Origin of the sequence: Sulfitobacter sp. M368, from assembly GCF_025141875.1 — a bacterium.
Classification (GTDB): domain Bacteria; phylum Pseudomonadota; class Alphaproteobacteria; order Rhodobacterales; family Rhodobacteraceae; genus Sulfitobacter; species Sulfitobacter mediterraneus_A.
Genome location: NZ_CP081113.1, coordinates 3,238,232 through 3,259,896, shown reverse-complemented (window position 1 = coordinate 3,259,896; position 21,665 = coordinate 3,238,232). Strand labels below are relative to the sequence as shown.

23 protein-coding genes are annotated in these 21,665 nt (G+C 56.8%); 8 read left to right on the top strand and 15 right to left on the bottom strand.

From position 1 onward, the window contains the following. Positions 1-2: 2 nt before the first annotated feature. The 6 genes from K3754_RS16110 to K3754_RS16085 form a co-directional block, all read right to left on the bottom strand. Positions 3-770 carry an SDR family NAD(P)-dependent oxidoreductase gene (locus K3754_RS16110; protein WP_259938560.1) on the bottom strand — a complete coding sequence of 256 codons (768 nt, stop codon included), beginning with the start codon at positions 768-770 and terminating at the stop codon, positions 3-5. Then, positions 770-2,482 (bottom strand): IlvD/Edd family dehydratase, encoded by a 1,713-nt coding sequence (locus K3754_RS16105; protein WP_259938558.1) that lies wholly within the window; start codon positions 2,480-2,482, stop codon positions 770-772. Before K3754_RS16105 ends, K3754_RS16110 begins: the two co-directional genes overlap by 1 nt. Beyond that, positions 2,479-4,563, bottom strand: a complete 2,085-nt coding sequence (locus K3754_RS16100) for an alpha-galactosidase (RefSeq protein WP_259943383.1) — start codon at positions 4,561-4,563, stop codon at positions 2,479-2,481. The genes K3754_RS16105 and K3754_RS16100 overlap by 4 nt, the downstream gene beginning before the upstream one ends. Then, entirely contained in the window at positions 4,560-5,408 is an 849-nt protein-coding gene (locus tag K3754_RS16095; RefSeq protein WP_203210131.1) for a carbohydrate ABC transporter permease, read from the bottom strand. Before K3754_RS16095 ends, K3754_RS16100 begins: the two co-directional genes overlap by 4 nt. A gap of 1 nt (position 5,409) precedes the next feature. Next, positions 5,410-6,297, bottom strand: coding sequence for a carbohydrate ABC transporter permease (locus tag K3754_RS16090; RefSeq protein ID WP_203210132.1), 888 nt, complete (start codon positions 6,295-6,297; stop codon positions 5,410-5,412). Between the two features lie 78 nt (positions 6,298-6,375). Beyond that, positions 6,376-7,614, bottom strand: coding sequence for an ABC transporter substrate-binding protein (locus K3754_RS16085; protein WP_259938557.1), 1,239 nt, complete (start codon positions 7,612-7,614; stop codon positions 6,376-6,378). Positions 7,615-7,768: 154 nt separating this feature from the next. Between K3754_RS16085 and K3754_RS16080 the strand changes: the two genes are divergently transcribed. Continuing rightward, the gene (locus K3754_RS16080; RefSeq protein WP_259938556.1) at positions 7,769-8,548 is read left to right on the top strand and encodes an IclR family transcriptional regulator; all 780 of its coding nucleotides are present in this window, start codon (positions 7,769-7,771) and stop codon (positions 8,546-8,548) included. Positions 8,549-8,569: 21 nt separating this feature from the next. Further along, positions 8,570-9,631 carry an ABC transporter ATP-binding protein gene (locus tag K3754_RS16075; RefSeq protein ID WP_259938555.1) on the top strand — a complete coding sequence of 354 codons (1,062 nt, stop codon included), beginning with the start codon at positions 8,570-8,572 and terminating at the stop codon, positions 9,629-9,631. A gap of 2 nt (positions 9,632-9,633) precedes the next feature. Here K3754_RS16075 and K3754_RS16070 read toward each other — a convergent pair whose 3' ends face one another. After that, a complete protein-coding gene (locus tag K3754_RS16070) occupies positions 9,634-10,872 on the bottom strand; it encodes a DUF2254 domain-containing protein (RefSeq protein ID WP_259938554.1) in 1,239 nt (412 codons plus the stop codon). Between the two features lie 103 nt (positions 10,873-10,975). Continuing rightward, a complete protein-coding gene (locus tag K3754_RS16065) occupies positions 10,976-11,704 on the bottom strand; it encodes a Crp/Fnr family transcriptional regulator (RefSeq protein WP_203210137.1) in 729 nt (242 codons plus the stop codon). Between the two features lie 81 nt (positions 11,705-11,785). Between K3754_RS16065 and K3754_RS16060 the strand changes: the two genes are divergently transcribed. Next, positions 11,786-12,142 (top strand): hypothetical protein, encoded by a 357-nt coding sequence (locus K3754_RS16060; RefSeq protein ID WP_259938551.1) that lies wholly within the window; start codon positions 11,786-11,788, stop codon positions 12,140-12,142. Here the strand turns inward: K3754_RS16060 and K3754_RS16055 are convergent. Both K3754_RS16055 and K3754_RS16050 read right to left on the bottom strand, forming a co-directional pair. Beyond that, positions 12,126-12,467, bottom strand: a complete 342-nt coding sequence (locus K3754_RS16055) for a phage holin family protein (protein ID WP_259938549.1) — start codon at positions 12,465-12,467, stop codon at positions 12,126-12,128. The two genes, K3754_RS16060 and K3754_RS16055, sit on opposite strands and share 17 nt — an antisense overlap. A gap of 1 nt (position 12,468) precedes the next feature. After that, positions 12,469-12,798 carry a YqjD family protein gene (locus K3754_RS16050; RefSeq protein ID WP_259938547.1) on the bottom strand — a complete coding sequence of 110 codons (330 nt, stop codon included), beginning with the start codon at positions 12,796-12,798 and terminating at the stop codon, positions 12,469-12,471. A gap of 174 nt (positions 12,799-12,972) precedes the next feature. Between K3754_RS16050 and K3754_RS16045 the strand changes: the two genes are divergently transcribed. After that, positions 12,973-13,143 carry a DUF1328 domain-containing protein gene (locus K3754_RS16045; RefSeq protein ID WP_259938545.1) on the top strand — a complete coding sequence of 57 codons (171 nt, stop codon included), beginning with the start codon at positions 12,973-12,975 and terminating at the stop codon, positions 13,141-13,143. Positions 13,144-13,230: 87 nt separating this feature from the next. Here K3754_RS16045 and K3754_RS16040 read toward each other — a convergent pair whose 3' ends face one another. Next, complete coding sequence (locus K3754_RS16040; protein ID WP_259938543.1) at positions 13,231-14,043, bottom strand: response regulator; 813 nt, start codon at positions 14,041-14,043, stop codon at positions 13,231-13,233. Positions 14,044-14,147: 104 nt separating this feature from the next. Between K3754_RS16040 and K3754_RS16035 the strand changes: the two genes are divergently transcribed. The 3 genes from K3754_RS16035 to K3754_RS16025 are packed head-to-tail and all read left to right on the top strand — an operon-like array spanning position 14,148 to position 16,587. Continuing rightward, complete coding sequence (locus tag K3754_RS16035; protein ID WP_160168848.1) at positions 14,148-14,312, top strand: NepR family anti-sigma factor; 165 nt, start codon at positions 14,148-14,150, stop codon at positions 14,310-14,312. Next, complete coding sequence (locus K3754_RS16030; protein WP_203210143.1) at positions 14,312-14,866, top strand: RNA polymerase sigma factor; 555 nt, start codon at positions 14,312-14,314, stop codon at positions 14,864-14,866. Before K3754_RS16035 ends, K3754_RS16030 begins: the two co-directional genes overlap by 1 nt. After that, positions 14,863-16,587, top strand: a complete 1,725-nt coding sequence (locus K3754_RS16025) for a sensor histidine kinase (RefSeq protein WP_259938539.1) — start codon at positions 14,863-14,865, stop codon at positions 16,585-16,587. The genes K3754_RS16030 and K3754_RS16025 overlap by 4 nt, the downstream gene beginning before the upstream one ends. A 319-nt stretch (positions 16,588-16,906) precedes the next feature. Here K3754_RS16025 and K3754_RS16020 read toward each other — a convergent pair whose 3' ends face one another. The 3 genes from K3754_RS16020 to K3754_RS16010 form a co-directional block, all read right to left on the bottom strand. After that, complete coding sequence (locus K3754_RS16020; RefSeq protein WP_259938538.1) at positions 16,907-17,980, bottom strand: AI-2E family transporter; 1,074 nt, start codon at positions 17,978-17,980, stop codon at positions 16,907-16,909. A 227-nt stretch (positions 17,981-18,207) separates the two neighbouring features. Beyond that, positions 18,208-19,128, bottom strand: coding sequence for an NAD(P)-dependent oxidoreductase (locus K3754_RS16015; protein WP_259938537.1), 921 nt, complete (start codon positions 19,126-19,128; stop codon positions 18,208-18,210). Further along, positions 19,128-19,628, bottom strand: a complete 501-nt coding sequence (locus tag K3754_RS16010; protein WP_203210147.1) for an Rrf2 family transcriptional regulator — start codon at positions 19,626-19,628, stop codon at positions 19,128-19,130. The genes K3754_RS16015 and K3754_RS16010 overlap by 1 nt, the downstream gene beginning before the upstream one ends. Before the next feature lie 279 nt (positions 19,629-19,907). On the opposite strand from K3754_RS16010, the gene K3754_RS16005 reads away from it, so the two are divergent. Next, positions 19,908-20,603 carry a GntR family transcriptional regulator gene (locus K3754_RS16005; RefSeq protein WP_259938535.1) on the top strand — a complete coding sequence of 232 codons (696 nt, stop codon included), beginning with the start codon at positions 19,908-19,910 and terminating at the stop codon, positions 20,601-20,603. A gap of 49 nt (positions 20,604-20,652) precedes the next feature. Here the strand turns inward: K3754_RS16005 and K3754_RS16000 are convergent, their stop codons facing one another. Next, the gene (locus K3754_RS16000) at positions 20,653-21,642 is read right to left on the bottom strand and encodes a 3-keto-5-aminohexanoate cleavage protein (RefSeq protein WP_259938533.1); all 990 of its coding nucleotides are present in this window, start codon (positions 21,640-21,642) and stop codon (positions 20,653-20,655) included. Between the last annotated feature and the right edge of the window lie 23 nt (positions 21,643-21,665).

Here is a 21,665-nt window from a genome sequence, read left to right as displayed (position 1 = left end):
TGTTATCCTGTCACCACTGTTCCGCCGTCAACAACCATCATCTGTCCGGTCATCATCCGCGAGGTTTTGGAAGACAAAAACAACACCGCGTCAACGATGTCCTGCGGGAGCAACTCTTCCTTGAGGCATTGCCGCTCAAGATGCGCAGCCAGCGCCTCTGGCGTCACCCAAAGATCGCGTTGTTTGTCGGTCATGACCCAGCCGGGGGCCAAGGCGTTGACGCGAATCTTGTCGGGGCCAAATTCGCGGGCAAGGCTGCGGCTCATGCCGTTGATGCCTGCGTTTGCCGTTGTGTAGGATGGGTAACCCGCGTTGCCCATCATGTAACTGATCGAGGAAAAGTTGACGATGGCACCGCCGCCCGCCGCCCGCATGCCTGCGATCACTGCCTGACAGGCAAAAAAATAGGCCTTGAGGTTGATCGCCTGCGACCAGTCCCAAAATTCTTCGGTGACGTCCTCGGTGTCGTGGCGTTTGTCATTGGCGGCGTTGTTCACCAAAACCGTCACCGCGCCGTGGGCTTGGGCGGCGGTTGAAATGGCCGATTGCAGGGCGCTGACATCGGTGATGTCGCAAGGGATGAACAGCGGCCGCACCCCGTGTTTGTCCTGCATGTCATCGCAAAACCCGCTGGCATCCGAACGCTGGACAAAGGCGACCTTGGCGCCCTGTTCGATAAACCCTTCGGTGATCGCGGCACCAATGCCCGCGCCGCCGCCGGTGATAAAAACGGAAGTATCTTTGAGATCGTGAAACGTGGCTGTGGGCATCAATGGCTCTCTCTTGTGACGGGACGGGTGTCTTTGCCGACGAGGAAATCAAGGTCTGCGCCCTGATCGGCCTGCAGGACATGATCAACATACATTTTTGCATATCCGCGCGTATAATGCGCAGGATCGGGGGCCCATGCGGCGCGGCGTGTCTCCAGTTCGGTCTCATCGACCAACAGCTCTAGTGATCCTTCGCGGGCGGACAGACGGATGCGGTCACCGGTTTTGACCAGAGCTAACGTGCCACCCGCCTGCGCCTCGGGCGAGATGTGCAAAACCACGGTGCCATAGGCGGTGCCGGACATGCGGGCGTCCGACAGTCGGACCATATCGCGCACGCCCTCTTTGACCAGACGGGCCGGGATCGGCATATTGCCCACTTCCGGCATGCCCGGATATCCCTTTGGCCCGCAACCTTTGAGCACAAGGATCGTGTCCTTGGTCACGGGCAAATCTTCGCGGTCGATGTTGGCTTTGAAGTCCTCGATGCTCTCGAAAACGTAAGCTTCGGCCTCATGTTCCAGCAAGCTTTCGGTCGCGGCGGAGGGTTTGATGATCGCCCCCTGCGGCGCCAGATTGCCGCGCAGCACCCGCAGACCTGCGGCTGGTTTCAGCGGATTGGACATCGGGCGGATCACATCCTCGTTCCAGCATTCCGCACCATCCGCATAGACCCCGATATCGCCGCCAAGGACCGTCCGGGCCGGTCGCAGCATCTCGCCCAATTCCTTGAGCACAACGGGCATCCCGCCCGCATAGCAGAAATCCTCCATCAGGTACTGCCCCGATGGCATACAATTGACGAGCAGGGGCACATCACTGCCCAGTTCAAAATCATTCAAACTCAAGTCGATGCCGACCCGTCCCGCAATCGCCAGAAGATGCACCACGGCATTGGTCGATCCGCCCACGGCAGCATTGGCAAGGATCGCGTTTTCAAAGCTTTCGCGGCTGACCACATCAGAGAGCTTCAGTTCCTCTTCGACCATCTCGACGATGCGTTTTCCGGTCATATGGGCCAGCGCCATCCGGCGGCTGTCGACGGCCGGCAGCGCGGCATTGGTCGGCAGTGACAGGCCCATCGCCTCAACCACGGACGCCATGGTAGAGGCGGTCCCCATGGTCATGCAGACCCCCTTGGACCGGCTCATCCCGCTTTCGGCGGCCATGAAATCCTGCAATGTCATCTCGCCCGCGCGCACCGCTTCGGAGAATTTCCAGACATCCGTGCCAGAGCCGATGTCCTTGCCCTGCCACTTGCCGTTCAGCATCGGGCCGGAGCTGACCACGATCGTCGGCAAATCGACCGACGCGGCGCCCATCAACTGCCCCGGCGTGGTCTTGTCACACCCGCCAAGCAGAACAACACCGTCAATCCCATAGGCCCGGATGGACTCCTCGACATCCATCGCCAGCAAATTGCGAAACAGCATTGCGGTGGGTTTCATCTGGGTCTCGCCCAGCGACATCACCGGGAACTCAACGGGAAAGCCGCCCGCCTCCCAGACGCCGCGTTTTACCCCTTCGGCCAAATCACGCAGGCCGGAATTGCAAGGCGTGAGTTCGGACCATGTGTTGCAAATGCCAATGACCGGGCGACCATCAAAGACGTGATCCGGAAACCCCTGATTTTTCATCCAGCTGCGGTGAATAAACCCGTCCCGATCGGCCTTGCCATACCACGCCCGGTTTCTGCGTTTGTCATCTGTCATAGCCGTTTTCCTTCGATCACCCACATCCGGTCCGGAAAAGACCACGGCAGGGTGAGACCGTTGTTCATCAAATAGGCACCTGAAAGCGTGACCGGCCCGTTGCGCAGCGCCGGTGCCCCGCGCGACAGCCGCTCGCGATCATCGCGGTTGCGCAGATTGATCTCGTATGCGGCGTTTGCGTCCAATCCGGTCAGGCGCAGGGGGCGCGGCACAATCTGGCTGGGCGCGGCCGCAAGTCCGGCAAATGCCACGAAACGGCTGCCATCCTCGGCCATCTGCTGCTCTGCGATCATTGCCGCATCGCCTGTATCAAGGCGCAGGATATCTGCCCGCGCCATCCAATCGCGATTGGCCTTCCACCAGCCCGTGACATCGCGCAGGACATCGGCCTCACTATCGGTCAATTCGCGCGGGTCCATTTCGAACCCCATGTGCCGCTGCGCCGCGACCCAAGCGCGGAACCTTATGTCATGTTTGCGCCCCGATGTGTGGCAATGAAGCGGGCCGACATGGCTGCCGGTGACGACCATCGGCAGGAACAGCGCTGCGTTGTGCTGGATCTTGAGGCGTTCATGGGCATCATTGCTGTCGGACAGCCAGACCCGTTGCGTGCGCTCCAGAATGCCAAAATCAATCCTCCCGCCGCCCGAGGCGCAGCTTTCAATCTCGACCTCGGGGTGGGCCGCGCCCAGCCGGTCCAGCAGGGCATAGGTGCCACGGGTCTGCGCCGCGTCGGGGGCGGGCAAAACCCGGTTGTGATCCCATTTTATATAATCAATGGGATGGGCGGACAGCAGGGCAGAAATCCGGTCAAACAGAAAGTCGCGCACCGCGTCTTGCGCCATATCAAGCACCAGTTGCTGCCGGCCGGTGATCTGATCTTCGGGGCCGAGCACCCAATCGGGATGGGCGCGATAGGTTTCGCTGTTGGTGTTGATCATTTCAGGCTCAAACCAAAGGCCGAACGTCATGCCCAGACCCTGCACATGGTCGATCAGCGGGCCCAATCCATCGGGGTATTTGCGGGCGTCCACCGTCCAATCGCCAAGCGATGTGGTGTCGTCATCGCGTTTGCCGAACCACCCGTCATCCAGCACAAACCGCTCTGCGCCCAGATCTGCCGCACGGGCGGCGATGTCTTTGAGGTCCGACAATTTGTGGTCGAAATAGATCGCCTCCCAGCAGTTGTAATGCACAGGGCGGGGGCGGGCTGGATCGGGAAAGCGCACAATCGCGTCACGCAGATGACGTTGAAAGGCGGCCGCGCAGCCATTGATCCCTTGGGCCGAGAACGTTGCATATAGCGGGGCAGTGGCAAATTCTGTTGCGGGTTCCAATTCGCTGGCTGAGGCATTGCCGAACTGCACCTGTCTGCGGCCATCGGGCAATTCTTCGGCCACCATCCGGTGCCCGCCGGACCAGCCGTAATGCAGAGCGTATGCTTGGCCTTGGGTATTGGTCGCGCCAAGGCAGGGCAGGATCAAACCGGGAAAATGTTCATGCCCGCTGCGGCCCGTGCGGCTTTCGCGCATGCGGATGCCAGCGGACCACGGGCTGTGCACCATCTGAAATTCACCGCACCAGCGACCCGCGAAATCAATCATCTCATCGGCCAATTGCGGCGCGGGCAGCACAGGTGCCGCCAACCATTCAAGGCGGACGGGCTGATCAGAGGTCAGCGCTGCCTGGGCCGTGATCATGTGCGTGTCGGCGTTGATCGTGAAGCGCGCAGTATAGGTGAGCCCCAGCGCGATATCTTTGTACACCAAGGTCAGCGCATCCGCAGTGTGCTGCGCATCCTCAAGCCTCAAGTCAGGATGGATCGCCGCCCCATCGGCACGGCGCAGCGACAGACCGGCCTGTCCGGGAAAGCTGCGTCCGGCGTCGGGACAGATCGACAGGGCGGGCGCCTGATCCAGCATACCGCCGGTCACATCCTGCCTTCCCGCTGCAAAAAGTGTTTCGAGGTTCTCACCCTCGGGCAGGGCCGAACCCCAATAGATCACTTCGGCCAAACGCCCATCCGCGCAGCCCAAAACAAGGGACTGCCGTCCATCGTCCAATCGCCAGCTTTGGATCATTTCACCGCCCCAAGGGTCAGACCGGCGATAAAGTGTTTTTGCATCAGAAAGAACATCAAGACAGGAGGCATTGCAGCCACGATAGATCCCGCAGACACCAGATGCCATGCCGCAACCCATTGCCCGTTGAGCGAATATAGACCCGCGGTGATCGGTTGTGTGTCCGCCCCTTGGGTCAGAACGGTTGCCCAGAAATAATCATTCCAGATGAACGTAAAGATCAGCACTGAAAGCGCGGCAATCGCGGGCTTCATCAGGGGCATGACAACATACCAGAAAATCTTGATCTCGCTCACGCCTTCAACCCGCGCGGCCTCAATCAGTGCAAAAGGCATCGCCTTGATGAAGTTGCGCATGAACAATGTGCAAAAGCCGGTTTGAAAGGCGATATGAAACAGCGCCAGCCCCATCGTTGTGTTGTAGATCCCAAGGTTCAGCGACAGATCGCGCACCGGCACCATCAGGATTTGAAAGGGTACAAAATTGCCTGCGACAAACATGAAAAACAAAGGCAGGTTGGATTTGAACCGGTACACGCCAAGGGCAAAACCGGTCATGCACGACAGGGCCACCGCGCCGATCACGGTCGGGATCGTCACCTTGAAACTGTTCAGGATGTATTTGCCAATCGGCGTGTTTTCAAAGATCGCCGTGTAATTCTCAAGCAGGTTAAAGGAGGTCGGCCAGCCCCAGTAATTGCCCGCCGTGATGTCCCCAGCGGATCGGATCGAGGTCAGCGCCACCGCCAGAAGCGGCAGCAGCCAAACGATCAGGGCAATCGGCAAGGCGATCTTGTACAGTGTCTGACTGGCGGTTGAGGTCTTTTCAATGGGTGTCGGAAACATCTCAAAGCCCCCTTTCGTCGCGGTACATTTTTACAAGGAAGGCGGTGATATAAACCATCATGATCAGGAACAGCACCACGGCAATCGCCGCGCCGTACCCCATGCGGAACCCATATTCCGAGAAGGCTTGCTCATACATGTAAAAGGCAAGCACCCGCGACGATCCCCACGGCCCGCCATCGGTCATGATCGAGATCAGATCAAAGGATCGTAGCGCCCCGATCACGGTGACAACCATGGCAATAAAGGTCGCAGGTTTCAGCTGCGGCAAGACGACATACCACAGCATCTTGAACCCCTTTGCATTGTCCAAACGCGCAGCTTCGATCTGCTCGGGATCAACAGCGTTAAGGCCCGTGAGATACAGGATCATGCAATAGGCCGTCTGCGGCCAGAGACCGGCAGCGATAATGCCGTAGGTGACCCAGTCCTCATCTGCCAGCACCGCGATGGGGTCAAACCCAACCGCCTGAAGCGCGATGTTCAATAGGCCAAAGTTGGGGTCGTAAAACCATGAGAAGACAAGGCCAACAACAACCTGCGAAATCACGAATGGAAAAAAGAACAAAGACTTGTAGATCCGGATGCCGCGGACCGTCTGGTTCAGGAACAAGGCCACAAACAGACCCGCCGGGATCGCCAGCATATAAAGCACCAGCCAGATCACGTTGTTCTTGAGAGAGGTATAGAACGCGTCGTCGTCCATCAGCTCTACATAGTTGGAGAGGCCGACGTATTCTTTCTCGCCCAGCCCGTCCCATGCATAAAGCGAGATGCTCATCGACTGAAAAATCGGGATGATGACGTAGATCGCGAACATCGCAATGCCCGGCGCGAGAAACAGCCAGGGTGCCAAACGCTGCTGGTTCTTTTTCCAGTAGGTTTTCATGTCATCCTCCCCCAGTGCCGCAGATGGTGCCTGCGCTGCCGCCCGTTCAGGCGGCAGCACGTTGTTTAGGCGGTGGTCTTACTTGTAGACTCGGCCCCGGACTTTTTCGAGCCGCTCAAGGATCGCGTCCAGACGCTCAGGCTTGACCATGAACTCCTGAAAACCTTCCATGCCCGCTTTGGCCATTTCGGCTGGCGCGTCGCGGTCAAAGAACTGTGCGATGCCGCCCGTGGTAGAGCTGAGCATCTTGTAACCGGCCTGCAGGAACTTGTCGTCGCCCACAGAGGAGTCCGCGTTGATCGGCAGCTGGCCCAGCGTGTCGTTGATCTGGGTCTGCACATCGGCGCGGGCCAGATACGCGAGGAATTTCTTGGCGTCCTCTTTGTTCTTGGCATTGGCTGGAATGTGGATCGTGTCGGTTGGCGCCTCTTCGGCCAGCGGCACATCGGGGTTGATCACGGGGAACTGGAAGAACCCGATTTGGTCATCCGTCAGGCCCGCTTCGCGCAGGGGCGCAACGGCAAAGTTACCCATGATATACATCGCGGCATCGCCCTGAACCATTGGCGCCAAGGCTTCCTGCCAGGAATAGGCCGCGTGGTTTTCAAGGAAGAAGTCAGCGTCGATCAGCTCTTTCCAGTTGGCCATTGTGGCGCGGACGCGGTCATCGGTCCAAGCGACTTCACCCTTGGTCAGTGCCATGTGGAAGTCATAGCCGTTGGTGCGCAGGTTCAGATAGTCGAAGACGCCGCCAGCGGTCCAAAGGTACTTGGTGCCGATGGTGATCGGTGTGATGCCCGCCGCGTTCAGGGTTGCGCCTGCCGCCTTGAATTCATCCCAGTTGGTGGGCACGGCGATGTTGTTCGCCTCAAACAGGTCTTTGCGATAGTAAACGCCCCACTGGTAATAGGTGTAAGGCACGCCCCAGATCTTGCCATCGATTGTCATCGACCCTTTGGCGGAGGCAAGGCTTTCGTTCAAACCGTGTTCGGCCCAAACGTCATCAACAGGCTCAAACAGACCCGCGTTGACGTATGGCAGCATTCGGTTGCCCGCATACCAGTTCGCCAGATCGGGCGCGTCGGCGGTCAGGAAGTTGCGGATCGAGGTCTTGTAGCCCTCGTGATCAAACAAATTCCACGTCACTTTGACGTCCGGATTTTCTGCTTCAAAGCCTGCGATCAACGCCTCAAACGCGGCCTTTGGCGCGGGGTCTGATGTGTCGGTGTTGATCACCAGCTCACCGGCAAAAAGCGATGAGGCAAGCAATGTCGAAGTTGCCACAGCGGCGGCAAGAGTTTTGGTGCGATGGAACATGGTTTCCTCCCTAAGGTCCCAGGTCTTTCCCTGTTGACGGTCGGTTCCAAATATTGAAACCTTAATCTCAACTATTGAAAACACTGCGCTGATCAGCTATCCATGTCAACAGTTTCATGGGGTCGCGCCCTTTGAAGCGGGAGGGGAATTTGACGTGAACAAGCCGGTTCAAAACGACGGAACAGTCGGAAAAGCTTTGGAAATACTGGATATGGTGGCAGAGATTGGCCGCCCTGTTCGGTTCTCTGAACTGCTGGCGCAAAGCGTTCATCCCAAGGCGACGCTCTATCGGTTCCTGCAAACGCTGACGAATCAACACATGCTGTCATATGACCCCGAAGACGGGACATATTCACTTGGCCTGCGTCTGATGCGGCTGGCCCATACGGCATGGAAGAACGCCTCGCTTGCCCCCATCGCGCGGCCTTTTGTCGAAGAGCTGGCGGCGCTGGCGGGTGAAACAGTTCACCTTGCGCAGATCGACAACGGTCAGGTTTTGTTCGTTGATAAGCTGGAGGCGACAGACCGTTTCGAAACCCTCGCCGAAGCGGGTAAGGTTGCGCCCGCCTATTGCACGGGTGTGGGCAAGGCGATGCTTGCCTTTATGGCTCCAAAAAGGTTGCAACTGGCGCTGCTGCAACAGGCCTATTTCCAATATACCCCCGCCACCCATTGCACCGCCGAAAGCCTCGCGATCGAGCTTGAAGCGATCCGCGAGGCGGGCATTGCCTTTGACCGACAGGAACACGAACAGGGCATCATCTCAATCGCCGCGCCGATATTGACCACGAATGGCCGTGTCATTGGGGCGCTGTCGATTGCCACATCCACCACACGTCATACGCTTGAAGGGTTGGACGCATTCCGTGCGCCACTTTTGCAAGCTGCTGAAAACATCGGGGCCGAGGCAACGTCCTGGCAATTCCCGTCCTAACAACCGCGAAGGAATACTGAAATGTCCGGTGTTACACTTTCCAAGACCGTCAAAAAATACGGTGATGTTCAGGTGATCCATGGCGTCGATCTTGAGATCAACGAAGGCGAGTTCTGCGTCTTTGTCGGCCCCTCGGGCTGCGGCAAATCCACCTTGCTGCGGATGATCGCAGGGCTGGAGGAAACCACGGGCGGCCAGATCCATATCGGCGGGCGCGACGTGACCCATGATGATCCCTCGGACAGGGGCATCGCGATGGTGTTCCAGACCTATGCTCTTTACCCGCATATGACGGTGAAAGAGAATATGGGCTTTGGCCTCAAAATGAACAACGTGCCCAAAGCCGAGATTGAAAAGAAAGTCGCCGAGGCGAGCCGCATTTTGCAACTGGACGATTATCTGGACCGCAAGCCGAAGGCTCTGTCCGGTGGACAACGCCAGCGCGTTGCCATCGGCCGCGCCATTGTGCGCGGGCCGGAGGTGTTTTTGTTCGACGAACCCCTGTCCAATCTTGATGCCGAGTTGCGCGTTGATATGCGCGTGGAGATCAGCCGCCTGCACAACAAGATCGGCGCGACGATGATTTATGTCACCCATGATCAGGTCGAAGCCATGACCCTTGCCGACAAGATCGTCGTGCTCAGGGCCGGGCGCATCGAACAGGTCGGCAGCCCGATGGAGCTGTATCAGAACCCGGACAATAAATTTGTCGCGGGGTTCATCGGATCGCCCAGTATGAATTTTGTGACCGGTGTGGTGGAGGGCGGCAAGGTGCGCATTCCGGCGCTGAATGATGCCGTGATCGCCGCATCGGTGGCCTTGCCAGCAGAGGGCAGCGACATCACCGTGGGCCTGCGCCCGCAGGACTTGACGATCAAGCCGGCGAGTTCCCCGATCACGGTGGATATTTCAGAACAATTGGGCGGGGTGGCCTATGACTATCTCAACACCCCAACATCAGAGCGGATCGTGGTCGAGACCAAGGGCGATGAATTGATCCGGTCAGGCACTGCAGTTGAAGTGGTCCTTGCGCCCGGCACCGCATATTTCTTTGACGCCAAAACCAATGCGCGGCTGCGTTAAGATCAGATTGCCGGATCCACCCGATCCATAAAGGCACGGAAGCTGTCCAGATGGTCGGGATGTTCCAGCTGGCTGGGCAATTGCGCAAAGATCACCCGCATATGACGAGCGCAAAGCGGGTCGGCATGGATATATTTCCACGGCACTCCAAAACTTGCCTCCAGAAGATCGCCAAATTCCAGTGCTTTGGTTTTCACGGGACCATCTTGCGCAGGGCGCAAGCCACCCTCGTGGTTGGCCGCGACCACACAGGCCGAATGCAACCAGTTGAGGCAATTGATAGCGGTGAACGGATCATTGACCCCCGGTGACATGGCGCGGGCAATCATCTCGACCAGTTGATCAACAATGAACATCAGGTTTTGACTTTCCGTCGGACTATGGCCAAGCGCGAAACAGGAGGTCAGTTCCTCCTTCCTTTCGTCTGGTACGTCTGGCCCCCAGATCCGCAGAACCACGGTGTCTTCCGTGACAAATTCGCCCACGGGCAGGGGAACATCGATGAACAGGTCATGATCCTGCGCCAGATCACGCAGTTGGTCCTTGTTCATGGTTTGAATGTAGCCGGATTGCCCCAGGGTGACGGTCATGGCGGGATCACCGGTGGGTTGCTGCGAGGCCCCGGCGGGATCACGATCTGACTGGGCATCAATCAGCGCCTTGATATCCCTGACCAGGCGTTTGCCCAGTCCGGCGGTGATATTGGACACATTGATTGTCTCAGGGATGTGGTGGACAAAATAGACAACCGTGAAGACCGACACGAAGGTCAGCCCAAGCGCGATGAGAATCGACAGATAAGGGACAAAAAGAGCGGTGGACAGATCTGCATCGGCGCCTGTCGGGCTTTGGATCGCGCGGGTGATAAGCAAGGCGTAAACGAAGGTGGCAACCAGAATGCCAAGGCTCCATTGGTTGCCCCGATCGCGCATGAAATTGCCAATCAGCCGTGGCCCGAAATTGCCTGAGGCAAAGGATACAGCCACAATCGTCATGGAGAACATCACCCCGGCAACCCCGAACACAGATTGCGAGATGATCGACATCAAAGACCGCGCCCCGTCCACTTGGGTGTCGCGCAAACCTTTGGGCAAATCGAATGGCAATAGATCGGGATGCTGATCCAGATACAGGGTGCCTTGCGCGAGAACGGCGGCAAGGCAAACCAATGAGCCCGGCAAGAACCAATAGCTGGCGCGGACATCCTGGATCAGCTTGGCGACAAGGGCGCGTTTGCTCATGTGAGGCCGCTACGGTGAATATATTCGGGCGCTATCATGGGGTCTTTCATATCTCAGCCTGAGCGAATTAACGCACGACTTGCCTTCGGGGTTCCATGGAATGTCACAAAATCGGCCGCGCGGGCAGTTTTTCGGTGTCAGTTTCGGCAATGCGTGCCAGCTCTTCGAGGTTGTTGATCTGCAACTCGCCGTCTGACCATGATGACAATTGCCGGTCACGCAGGACCGCCAGCGTCTTATTGGTGTGCACAAGCGAAAGCCCCAGTGCATCGGCCAGATCCTGTTGCCGGAAGGGCAAGGGCATCACACCGTTGCGTACCAATCCCAATGCCTGTCCCCGTTGGAACACCCGCACCTTTGCCCAAGCGATGGCTTGAATGGCGCTGCGCTGCCCGACGGAAGACAGCGCCTCGCCCAGGAAATGTTCCTCGCTGGCCGCAAGCCACGTCAGATCAAACGCGCGTTCGGGGTGAGATTTAAAAAGGTTCCAAATGCCTGATCGGTCAAACACACAAAGGGTCATTTGCGTTGTCGCCTCAACGGAATGACCCATTTCGCCCATGATGCCCGCCTGCATCCCGATAAAATCACCCGGAAACACAAAGCTCAGCACTTGCCGGCGGCCATTTGGCAATGTGTTGTACCGAAGTCCCATGCCGCTGAGCGCCGTGAAAAGCTGTGGACTGTTGGACCCCTCCATCAAGATTGGCGTGCCGGGATCTACGACGAGCTCGCCCACCTTGAATTTCTGCATAAAGCGAACTTCTTCTGCCGAGAGGTCTTGAAATAGGGGTTTTTGACGTAGTGGGCAATTTTCGCATTTTTGGGCCATTTAATGTCTGCTCCTATGTCATAGTTTAATGCGGTTTGTTTCCGTGGCGCTATATTGGTGTTTCACTTTGGGGAAACGCACATGCGAAGAAAAGTAGTCATCGTCTTGGATGACGTCGTCGTGGCGTTGGACCTTGCACAAACGTTGCAGGATTTGGACCCCGCGGCGCATATTGTCACCTATCGGTCTGCGGAGGACGCAAAAGAGGCGGCGAAAGGTCAGGACAAGGCGTCCTTGATCATTTGGCAACCCTTGTCAGAAACGCCTGAGGAAAACAGCGCCATCCTGGTCCAATGTGACCTCGCGGAGCGCAGTATTCTGCTGAGCGATTCAGCCGAAACAGTGTATGACGCCGCGGCCAATGTCGTGGTCCTGCCGCGACCTTTTTCAGCGGATATGGTTAAGAACGCAGTTTCTCGGGTCAGCGCCGATCACTAGAGGCGCCTGCCTGAAGACCAAATAAGAATGCCTGCAGTAACGGCGGCGCGTCGGAGGAGGCTGGCGCTGGCGTCGCCTCCGGCTCTGGCGCGGTGTCCTGATGTGGTTCATCCGATCCGGCCAATCCGACCAAGAGCAACCCGATGCCCGCGTAGGCCGCGCCGATGACCGACGCCGCAATCAACGTGTCGTAGGCGGTCGCCAGAAAAATCCAGCTGGCACAGGTCAGAAAACCAGCGCCTACAAGGACGCACAGGGCGCCCGCACTGACCATGCCGGCCTTGCGAGCGGCCCGTGCCGCGGAATGTTTGACCTTGCTCAGCATCTTAGCGGCGTGTGCTCATCAAGCCGACAAGAAATCCAACGCCAGCCGCGATACCAAGTGCGGTGGCAGGTTGCGATTTCACAAAATCATTGGCCTGACCTTGCACGTCGCGGGCGTGGCTGCCCAGCAGATCTGCGGTCTCAATGCCTTTTTGGCGGGCCGCTTCGACTTGTTGCGCGGCTGCGTCGGCAAGCTGCGCTTTCTTGGCTTTGCCCATGTCGGACATTGTGCTGGTCAGATCGCTCAAATCCTTGCGCAGGATTTCGATCTGATTGGTCAGGTCTTCAACAGAAACGTCTTTTGCGGAACCGTTGGTGCTGGCACGTGCCATGATATCACTCCTTTATTTTTGTTCGTGTGTCTCTGTCCACACAACAGATGGCTGCGCGAAAGGTTCCATAAAACATTGGCCAAGATTCTTTGGAACTTGTCCAAGGGGTAGTCCGTTGTTGTCTCAGATCAGCGTCACATCGAGACGCACCAACATTAACGAAAGGACCATGACATGCTTTCTTGGGCAGTTATCTTTTTTGTGGTCGCCATCATCGCGGCCATCTTTGGGTTTGGCGGCATCGCAAGCGCATCGGCAGGTATCGCACAGATCCTCTTCCTGATCTTTTTGGCACTTTTTGCCGCCACGTTGATCGCGCGCGCTGTCAAAGGACGGTCCGGATAAATCCGGCACCTGCTGCGACAGCCACCACCCAACGAAAAACCCCGCCTGAAGTGCAGGCGGGGTTTTCTTTTTGGATGCGCGTTCAAATCAACGTTTGAGTGTTTCGGTTGAGGCAAAGAACATCGCCTGGCTCACCGCAGATTGCACCTGATCTTCCTTGTACGGTTTGGCGATCAAGAACGCAGGTTCGGGGCGGTCCCCTGTCAGAAGCCGCTCTGGGAAGGCCGTGATGAAGATCACCGGAGTGTCCCCCAATTCCGTCAGCAGATCATTGACCGCATCAATGCCGGACGAGTTATCGGCCAGCTGAATATCAGCAAGGATGAGATCAGGCTTATCGCCTTTGCCCTTGGCAACGGCATCTGCGCGGGTCCGGCCCACGCCAGTGACGGTATGGCCAAGATCACTGACAATCGCACTGAGATCGGCGGCGATGATCGGTTCGTCCTCAATGATCAGGATGCGGCCAGAGACGCTGTTTTCCATGTCCGAACGCGCGGTCGAGATCAGATGCTGCGCCTCGTCCTCGCTGACAGACATGATTGCGGCGACTTGACCTATGGTGAATTCCTCAACGGTGGACAGCAACAATGCCTCGCGTGTGTTTGGCGCAAGGGACGCCAGATGTGCCTGGGCCTTGCCAAGCGCACCGGCACTGTCTTCGACCACCGGCGCGCCGGAACTGGACCAAATTGCGTGAAAACATTTGAACAGGCCAACCTTGGTTGTCATGTCGCCTTGAATAATGGAACGATCTTCCAGAATCGCCTCCAACGTGGCGATTGCGTAATTGTCCCCACTGGTCTGAGACCCGGTCAGTGCCCGCGCATAGCGGCGGAGGTACGGAAGTTCCCGTGCGATCTGATCAGAAAGGTCCACAGTGTCTTGTGTATCCGACATTCTTTTTTGCCTTTTTTTCAATTTGTTTCGGAACCAAACGCGGTGATCATGCGTTTGGTTCCGTTGGGTGATGAGTTTTTTCGAAAAAAAGAGACCGAGAAGCAATGACAGATAACAAATCAAAAGACGATGAGCGCATAGCAGACCTGATCGATCAGAACCTCAAGATGGTCTATTCCGACCTTGTGCAGGAGCAGCTCCCTGATCGGTTCAAGGATCTTCTTGATGTACTCAAAGCGCAGGATGCTGAGCAGAAGGGCAACAGTTAATGTCCGAAGATCCAAGAAATGAATTGGTCGAGCATTTGCCGGCCCTGCGTGCCTTTGCGCTGAGTTTGACACGCAACGGGGCGACCGCCGATGACATGGTGCAAGACACCGTTGTCAAAGCCTGGACCAACATTGATAAGTTCAAGCCCGGCACCAAGATGCGGGCTTGGTTGTTCACCATTCTGCGCAACACCTATTATTCCAGCCGCCGCAAACTGAACCGCGAGGTCGCTGATGTGGATGGCGTGTTCACGGCGACACTCTCGGTCAAGCCGGATCATGATGGGCGAATGCAGTTGAGCGACTTTAAGCAGGCGTTTGAGTTGCTGCCAGACGAACAGCGCGAGGCGCTGATCCTTGTTGGGGCATCCGGGTTTTCCTATGAGGAAGCTGCGGATATGTGCGGCGTGGCGGTTGGCACTGTCAAAAGCCGCGCAAACCGTGGCCGCGCCAAGCTTACGGAACTTTTGCATCTGGACGATGAAGGGCCGATGGAATTAACAGATTCGGCCACAATGGCAGTTATTTCGGGTGCAGGTACGGTTCCGCAGTGAAGCTGAGTGAAGATCAAACACCGCGCTGGTACAAAAGCCTGCGGTTTCGGATGGCGGTGATGATGTCATTGGCGATGCTGCCAATCGGCATGATTGCTGTCAGCCAGACGCGCAGCGTGACAGAACAGGCGCAGCAGAATTCGGAACTGGCCCTGCTGGGTTTGACCGAACAGGCTGCAGCAGAAGAGCGCATCGTCATCCAGCGGGCATTCGGTCTCGCCTCTGGTGTCGGTGCGTTTCTTCCGCAAATGCTGGAGAATCCGGCAGCATGTTCCAAACGACTGGCGAAGGTTCTGGAGAACGCCGGGATCTTCAATTTCATCGGTTATGTACCGGTTTCCGGACGGATGAACTGTTCTTCATCCGGGGTCGAGCTGGACTATTCCAACACCCCCGGCTTTGCCGAAGCCATCGAAACGGGGAGGCCGCGCATTGAGGTCAGTATAGACGGGCCCAACGGCGAAGGGTCGGTGATAAATATTTCCCATCCGGTGTTTGACGAGGATGATCTGACTGGATTTGTCACTGTGTCCGTTCCCCATTCCATCCTGGACGCTCTGGGCGATGACAGCGGCAATGAGGCGCTGCTGGATCTGCTGACCTTTAACGGAAACGGCGAAATCCTGAGTTCCCGCAACGGCGCAGAGGCTGCCGTTGCGAATTTGCCTTTGGGCATCAACCTTGCAGAGTTTTCCACCGTGAGTGCGCAAACCTTTTCCCGCCAGAGTGTCTATGGTGAGGATCGCATCTATGCAGTTGTGCCTATCGAGGCAGGAAAAATATTTGCCTTGGGCGTTTGGGACAAAGACAATGGTGTTTCTGGTCAGATCAGCAAGATCCTCCCCACCAGCCTGTTCCCAGCCCTGATGTGGATGATCAGCCTTGCCGTGGCGCTGTTTGCGGTGCACCGGTTGGTGTCTCGCCACATTCGAAGCGTTGGCGCACAGATGATGCGCTTTGCCGACAACCGTACCTTGCTGACGGACGAACGCACCCGCGAAATGCCAAGCGAACTGCAAAACATACAAAATTCCTTCCTCGCCATGGCCCATTCCATCCTGCGCGACGAGGCGGAGCTGGAAGATTCTGTGCGGCAGAAAAACGTCCTGCTCAAAGAGGTGCATCATCGGGTCAAGAACAACCTGCAACTGATCTCCTCGATCCTGAACATGCAAATCCGAGAAGCGCAGCATGACGATACAAAACGCATTCTGCGCCGGATGCAGGATCGCGTTCTCAGCCTCGCGACCATTCACCGCGACCTTTACCAGACCAGCAGCGGCGGGTTGGTCAATGTGGGCGAACTGGTTCGGGAAATCATCGAAAGGTCGGTTGAAATCGGGACAGACGCCGCCAAGGACATCGACGTCGAGCTACAGGTCGAAGATGTCATGCTCTATCCTGATCAGGCTGTGCCGATGTCCCTGCTGGCCTCGGAGGCGGCAACCAACGCGATGAAATATGTGGGCGCTGCAGGCGCTGGGCGCAGCAAAATATCTGTGAGTTTCACACGCGACGCGAATGACAAATGCCGTTTTGTTCTGGCCAACAGCCTCGGTGATAGACCTGCCCCCAAAAGCAGTGGCATGGGGTCAAAGCTGATCACCGCTTTCGCCATCCAATTGGGGGCAGAGATAGACGTTACGCACGATGACGACCAATATCAGATGACGGTGCGTTTTGACGCGGCAACCTTTGAGTTGGAGCCGGGCGACTTCTAGGTTCAGGATCCATTCATCCTGTGTCTCTGGCGCCAAAACCGTGCGAGTTTAGTGGCTTGAGACATGTAGCAACAAACGGGTTCATTAAAAACGACTCACGCCACTGAAATAAAAGGTTTTGCCGTCCTTCAGTTTTGGCAGATTTTCCCCGTGAGCTTCGTTGCAGCTGCTTGAAATTCAACCAGAGTCCCTGCGCAGCAGCGCCTTGTCACAGACAAAATCTGTCAAACCAGAGAAACAGGATGAATGGATCCTGAACCTAAGGTGCCGGGGCCATCGCGACGAAGATCGACCCACATGCGTTGGTTCTGAGCGACCCTCAGAGTTTGCTCTGATCGGGATCTGTACGGATCAGGTTCGGGATACCGTCCGCGATCGGCTGACCCAATGCGCGTTCGGTGATTGTGATCATCCAGATCAATAGCGGAATCGCGATCACGCCCCCAATCGGCCCCCAGAGCCAAAGCCAGAACACCAGCGACACAAACACCAACAGCGTGTTCACCGACATGCGTTTGCCGACCATAGCTGGGGTCACAAACTGGCCCTCTACAGCATTCATAGACAGATAGATCGCGGCGGGGGCAAAGCTGGCCGCGCCGTTGAACACGACCAAACCCGCCACCAGCAGCGTGGCCCCCAAGGCCAACGGACCCAGGTAGAGGATGTAATTGAGAAAGAACGCCGAAACACCCCAGAACACCGCGCCGGGCATGCCGATCAGCTGCATCACGATGGCAATGGCCACGCCAAACGATCCGTTGATCGCGGTGATGGTCAGGAAATAACGGGAGACCTGACGTTCTGCATGCAGAAAATCATCCCTGTTTAATGTAGGAACAGAGGCACCGACCCATCTGTAAATCTCTGTTCGGGTCAGCAAAAAGAAATATAAAACACCAACAAACATCATCAGTTGAGCCAGGAACTGTGGCGCATAAAACAAGGCATCCGTGATTGAAGGCACATCAATGCCTTCTGCCGGGGGCGGAGCCTTTTCGCCTTTTGGGTCAACCGCCGCTACGACGTCTTCTGCAATTTCATCCAAACCGAGGATCATCGCCCTGATCCCTTCGATCGTGGTTCGCAACTCAATCCATATGACGGGCGCGCGCGCGATGGCCTCTGCCACGTAGGGTTCCAGCAGAAGGACGAGGCACACCACGGCAATCATCGTGAACGCAACCGTGGCAAACGCGGACAATGACGGACGAAGGCCAATGCGTTCCCAAAACCGGACAAGCGGCGAAAGCACGATCCCAAGGATCAACGCAGACAGCACGGGGGCAAAGAAATCCTGGGCATATTCCAAAGTCGCAAATGCCGTCACAACCCCGATGCCCAGAATTGCGAGGCGGGTCATCAGCGTGCTGGTCATATTTTGGGCTTTCATCTTGGCGCTGCGCGGCGGACCTAAGGCAGCAGAGCCAGCGGCGTGGCAGGCGTTTTGGGTTTGAGACCCCAACTCGGCAATAGACTGGGCAATTCAGAAACGAGGTGCCGGGCCGGGGTCTCAGACAATAACGCGGGATGAAAGGTTCGGTTCCGGTCTGATGGAAATTTTTTGACGGCAAGCCAAGTTTGCCCGCCTTGACTACGAAAGCGTTTTGGCGCGGGGGCTTAGGCGATCCGTTGCCATCCTTCAGTTTGGTTGGCCACCTCAGCTTGCCAGCCCGTCATCTCGGAAAATTCCTGCGAGGTAATGCGTTGGCTGCGGCCCAATAGACCGCGCATATCGGAATGTAGCGCAAACCGGAGCAGGAAACGTGGCAGCTTGAACAAACCGCGGCGGCCAACGGCCGTGGCCAGCGCTTTGATCGCCTGATCTTGTGTGAAGGGTTCTGACTCGGCCACATCGAAAGTGCCGGATTGGCCATGATTGAGTGCGGCGATCACCGCTGACGCTGCATCGTCGATCCAGATCATTGACTTGTATGTGCCGCCGCTGGCCAAGGGCATCACGACACCTTTTCGCGCCATGGCGATCATTTCTTGGCTGTCTCGGGAACTGGGGCCGTAGAAACTGCCAAACCGCAAATTGATTCCCCGGTTTTGACTGCCGTGTGCGGCAAAACGGGCTACGTGGTTCTCTGCCGTTAAAGTGGATCGCAGCGGCGTTGGCGGATCGAGTTTTGCCGATCTTGCGCTCAGCCAAGTGTCGCGGCCATCCGCATACATGAAAAACACGCTCGGATAGATGAAGGTTTTGACACTGTCACTGGCCAGCGCGACATCCACAAGGTTGCGGGTGCCTTCATCCCGGATACGGTCATTGTCGGCCCAGGCCGTCGCGGATTTCATGTCTGATGTTTTGGGTATGCGCGTTGCAAGGTGCAGAACGGCATCGCAGCCTGCCATGCCGTCGCGCAGGCTTGAAGGATCAAAGAGGCTGGCACCGACCGGCTCCGCCCCGAGCGCGCGCAAGGCCTCCATTTTTGCGGGGTTGCGGGCCATTGCGATAATCGTGTGCCCACAACGGGCCAGCGCACGGATGACGGGACGGCCAAGCACGCCGGTGCCGCCGGTTACAAAAACCTTCATTATACAACATTCCTTATATTCTGGGTGGCCCAGGCTTGGCCCAGGACTGCAATGCGCGGGTCAACGGAAGCAGCGAAATCGGTTAAGAGATCGCTGATGGTTTCTGTCTGGAGAGCTTCGCGATAGGCCATTTCGGCGCGGAGCATCGCACGGTTGATGCCACACGGCTTGGGATAGGCTTTGGGGTCGTCGACGGCACATGGCCCACGCTGACGAATTTCTGAGCAGCGAAAAGCGGGGGTCGTCCCTTCGACGGCGTGAACAATGTCCAGCAATGAAATATCTTGTGGCGGTTTCGCCAGGCCATATCCTCCGGCCGGTCCGGGAAAGGATGCCAGAATACCGTTCTTGGCAAGCGCCTTCAGGTGTTTGAGCAGATAGCTCTCGGGCACACCGTGAAATTCGGCCAAAGCGCCTCCTGACAACCGGGCCTCTCCGGGCAAGGCCGCCAAAAGCAAAACGCAATGGGCCGCCCATTCAACGCCATCACTCAGTTTCATCGACATCTCCTTACGAATCAATCAAGACATTCTTTATCTAGGATAAGAAGTGTCGTCAATTGAGAGGCGGACTGATTGGTAACGGATCGATCCCGATCAGGCTATCAAGTGAAACTGCAATTGAGCGATATTCATGCCGCAACCATTCAGATGTCGGGCTGTCGTTATGAGAAGAAACGTGGCACAAGCAAATAGTTCAACCCGAGATTGCCAATTTGCGCGTGACACGGGTGCACGATTGAAATAGGCTTTCTTGCGATCAAAGATCAAAGGTGCTTTATGTCCTCCACACTGCCAGAGTTAAAAAGTTTCGAGGCAAAATCCAGCCTGCAGCACGTTTTTCAGGAACTCAAAGACGCTATCATGATGGGGGAGTTTGCTCCTGGGCAAAAATTCCGAATTGATGAGTTTGCGCAGGTCTTTAAGACCAGCCACATGCCCGTGCGCGAGGCGATCAATCAGCTGACAATCATCGGCGCATTGGAAAGTCATCCCCGCCGGTCCGCGTCAATCGTGGCTTTCTCACCGCAGCGTTTGGATGACCTGATGGATTTGCGCTTGGCGGTCGAGGGCCGTGCCATCGAATGTGCGGTGGAGAAAGTTACAGCCGAAGACATCGCCACGCTGACGGCGTTTCGGGCCCAGATGGATCAATTGCTGCAGAGCGAGGCATTGAACCTAAAGGCTTATCTGCGTCTCAATCAGCAGTTCCATTTCAGCATTTATGCGATTGCTGACAATCCGCAACTGATGGATGTGATCGAGCTGGCGTGGCTGAGGTATGGCCCGATGTTGAACATGCTCAACGGCGGATCTGCTCGGGATGCTTTGATGAGCGGCAATGACGATCATATGGAAATGATCGAAGGACTGCGCACCCGCGATGCACAACGTGCCAAAGATGCGCTGCGCTCTGATTTGTTGGATGCCGCAGCGACGATTTGTGCGCGAAATGACGAGCTGGAGGCGGGGTAGGGCGGTAACATCCTGTAACCGCCCGCAATTGAGATTTCCTTCGCCTTGATTAAAAATTGACCTGATCTTTGCCTTTCAGGGCCAGCATTTCGCGAGCTTCCGCAGGATTCGCCACGCGGCAACCCTGTGCAGCCAAAGTGCCTTTGGCCAATTCAATTTGTTCGGCGCTGGATGTCGCCAGCTTGCCCGGTGCCTTCCAGAGAGAATCTTCGAGGCCAACCCTCAGATTGCCGCCCATGGCAACAGAGCTGGCTGCAATCCTTTGTTGCGCTGCGCCCGCGCCAAGCACCGACCAGACATATTGATCGCCAAACAAGCGGTCCGCTGTGCGGCGCATCATCATCACATCCTCTGCATGGTTGCCGATGCCCCCAAGCAAGCCAAAGACGGATTGTACAAAAAGCGGCCCCGTCACCAGTCCACGGTCAAGGAAGTGCTTGAGCGTATAAAGATGGCTGATGTCGTAGCATTCAAATTCAAACCGCGTGCCGCGCGCACCGCAAGTTGTGAGAATATATTCGATCTCCTTGAAAGTGTTACGGAAAGCCAGATCGCGAGAATTTTCGAGATGCTCGCGTTCCCAGGCATGTTCGAATGTGTCGTAGCGGTCCAGCATCCCAAACAGACCAAAGTTCATGGATCCCATATTGAGAGAAGCCAGTTCCGGGCCATAATGCGCTACCGGCTGCACCCGTTCTTCCACAGGCATGAATGGCGAGCCGCCCGTGGTTACGTTGATCACGCAATCGGTCTGTGCCTTCAGCTTTGGTAGGATATCGGCAAAAGCGGCCACGCTTTGATCCGGCTTTCCGGTCTCTGGGTCGCGGGCATGCACATGAAGCACTGCCGCTCCGGCCTGCGCGGCGCGGATACCCTCAGCGACAATCTCTTCCGGAGTCACGGGCAGATACGGCGACATCGACGGGGTGTGAATCGCCCCGGTGAGGGCGGCCGTCACGATCACGGGGCGGCGCTTGTCCTGTCCTGCGATCTTGGGGGATGCAGGTGATTCTGTGCCCGTTCGCTCAGCTTTTGTCATTGTTTTCACACTCCTTGTTATTA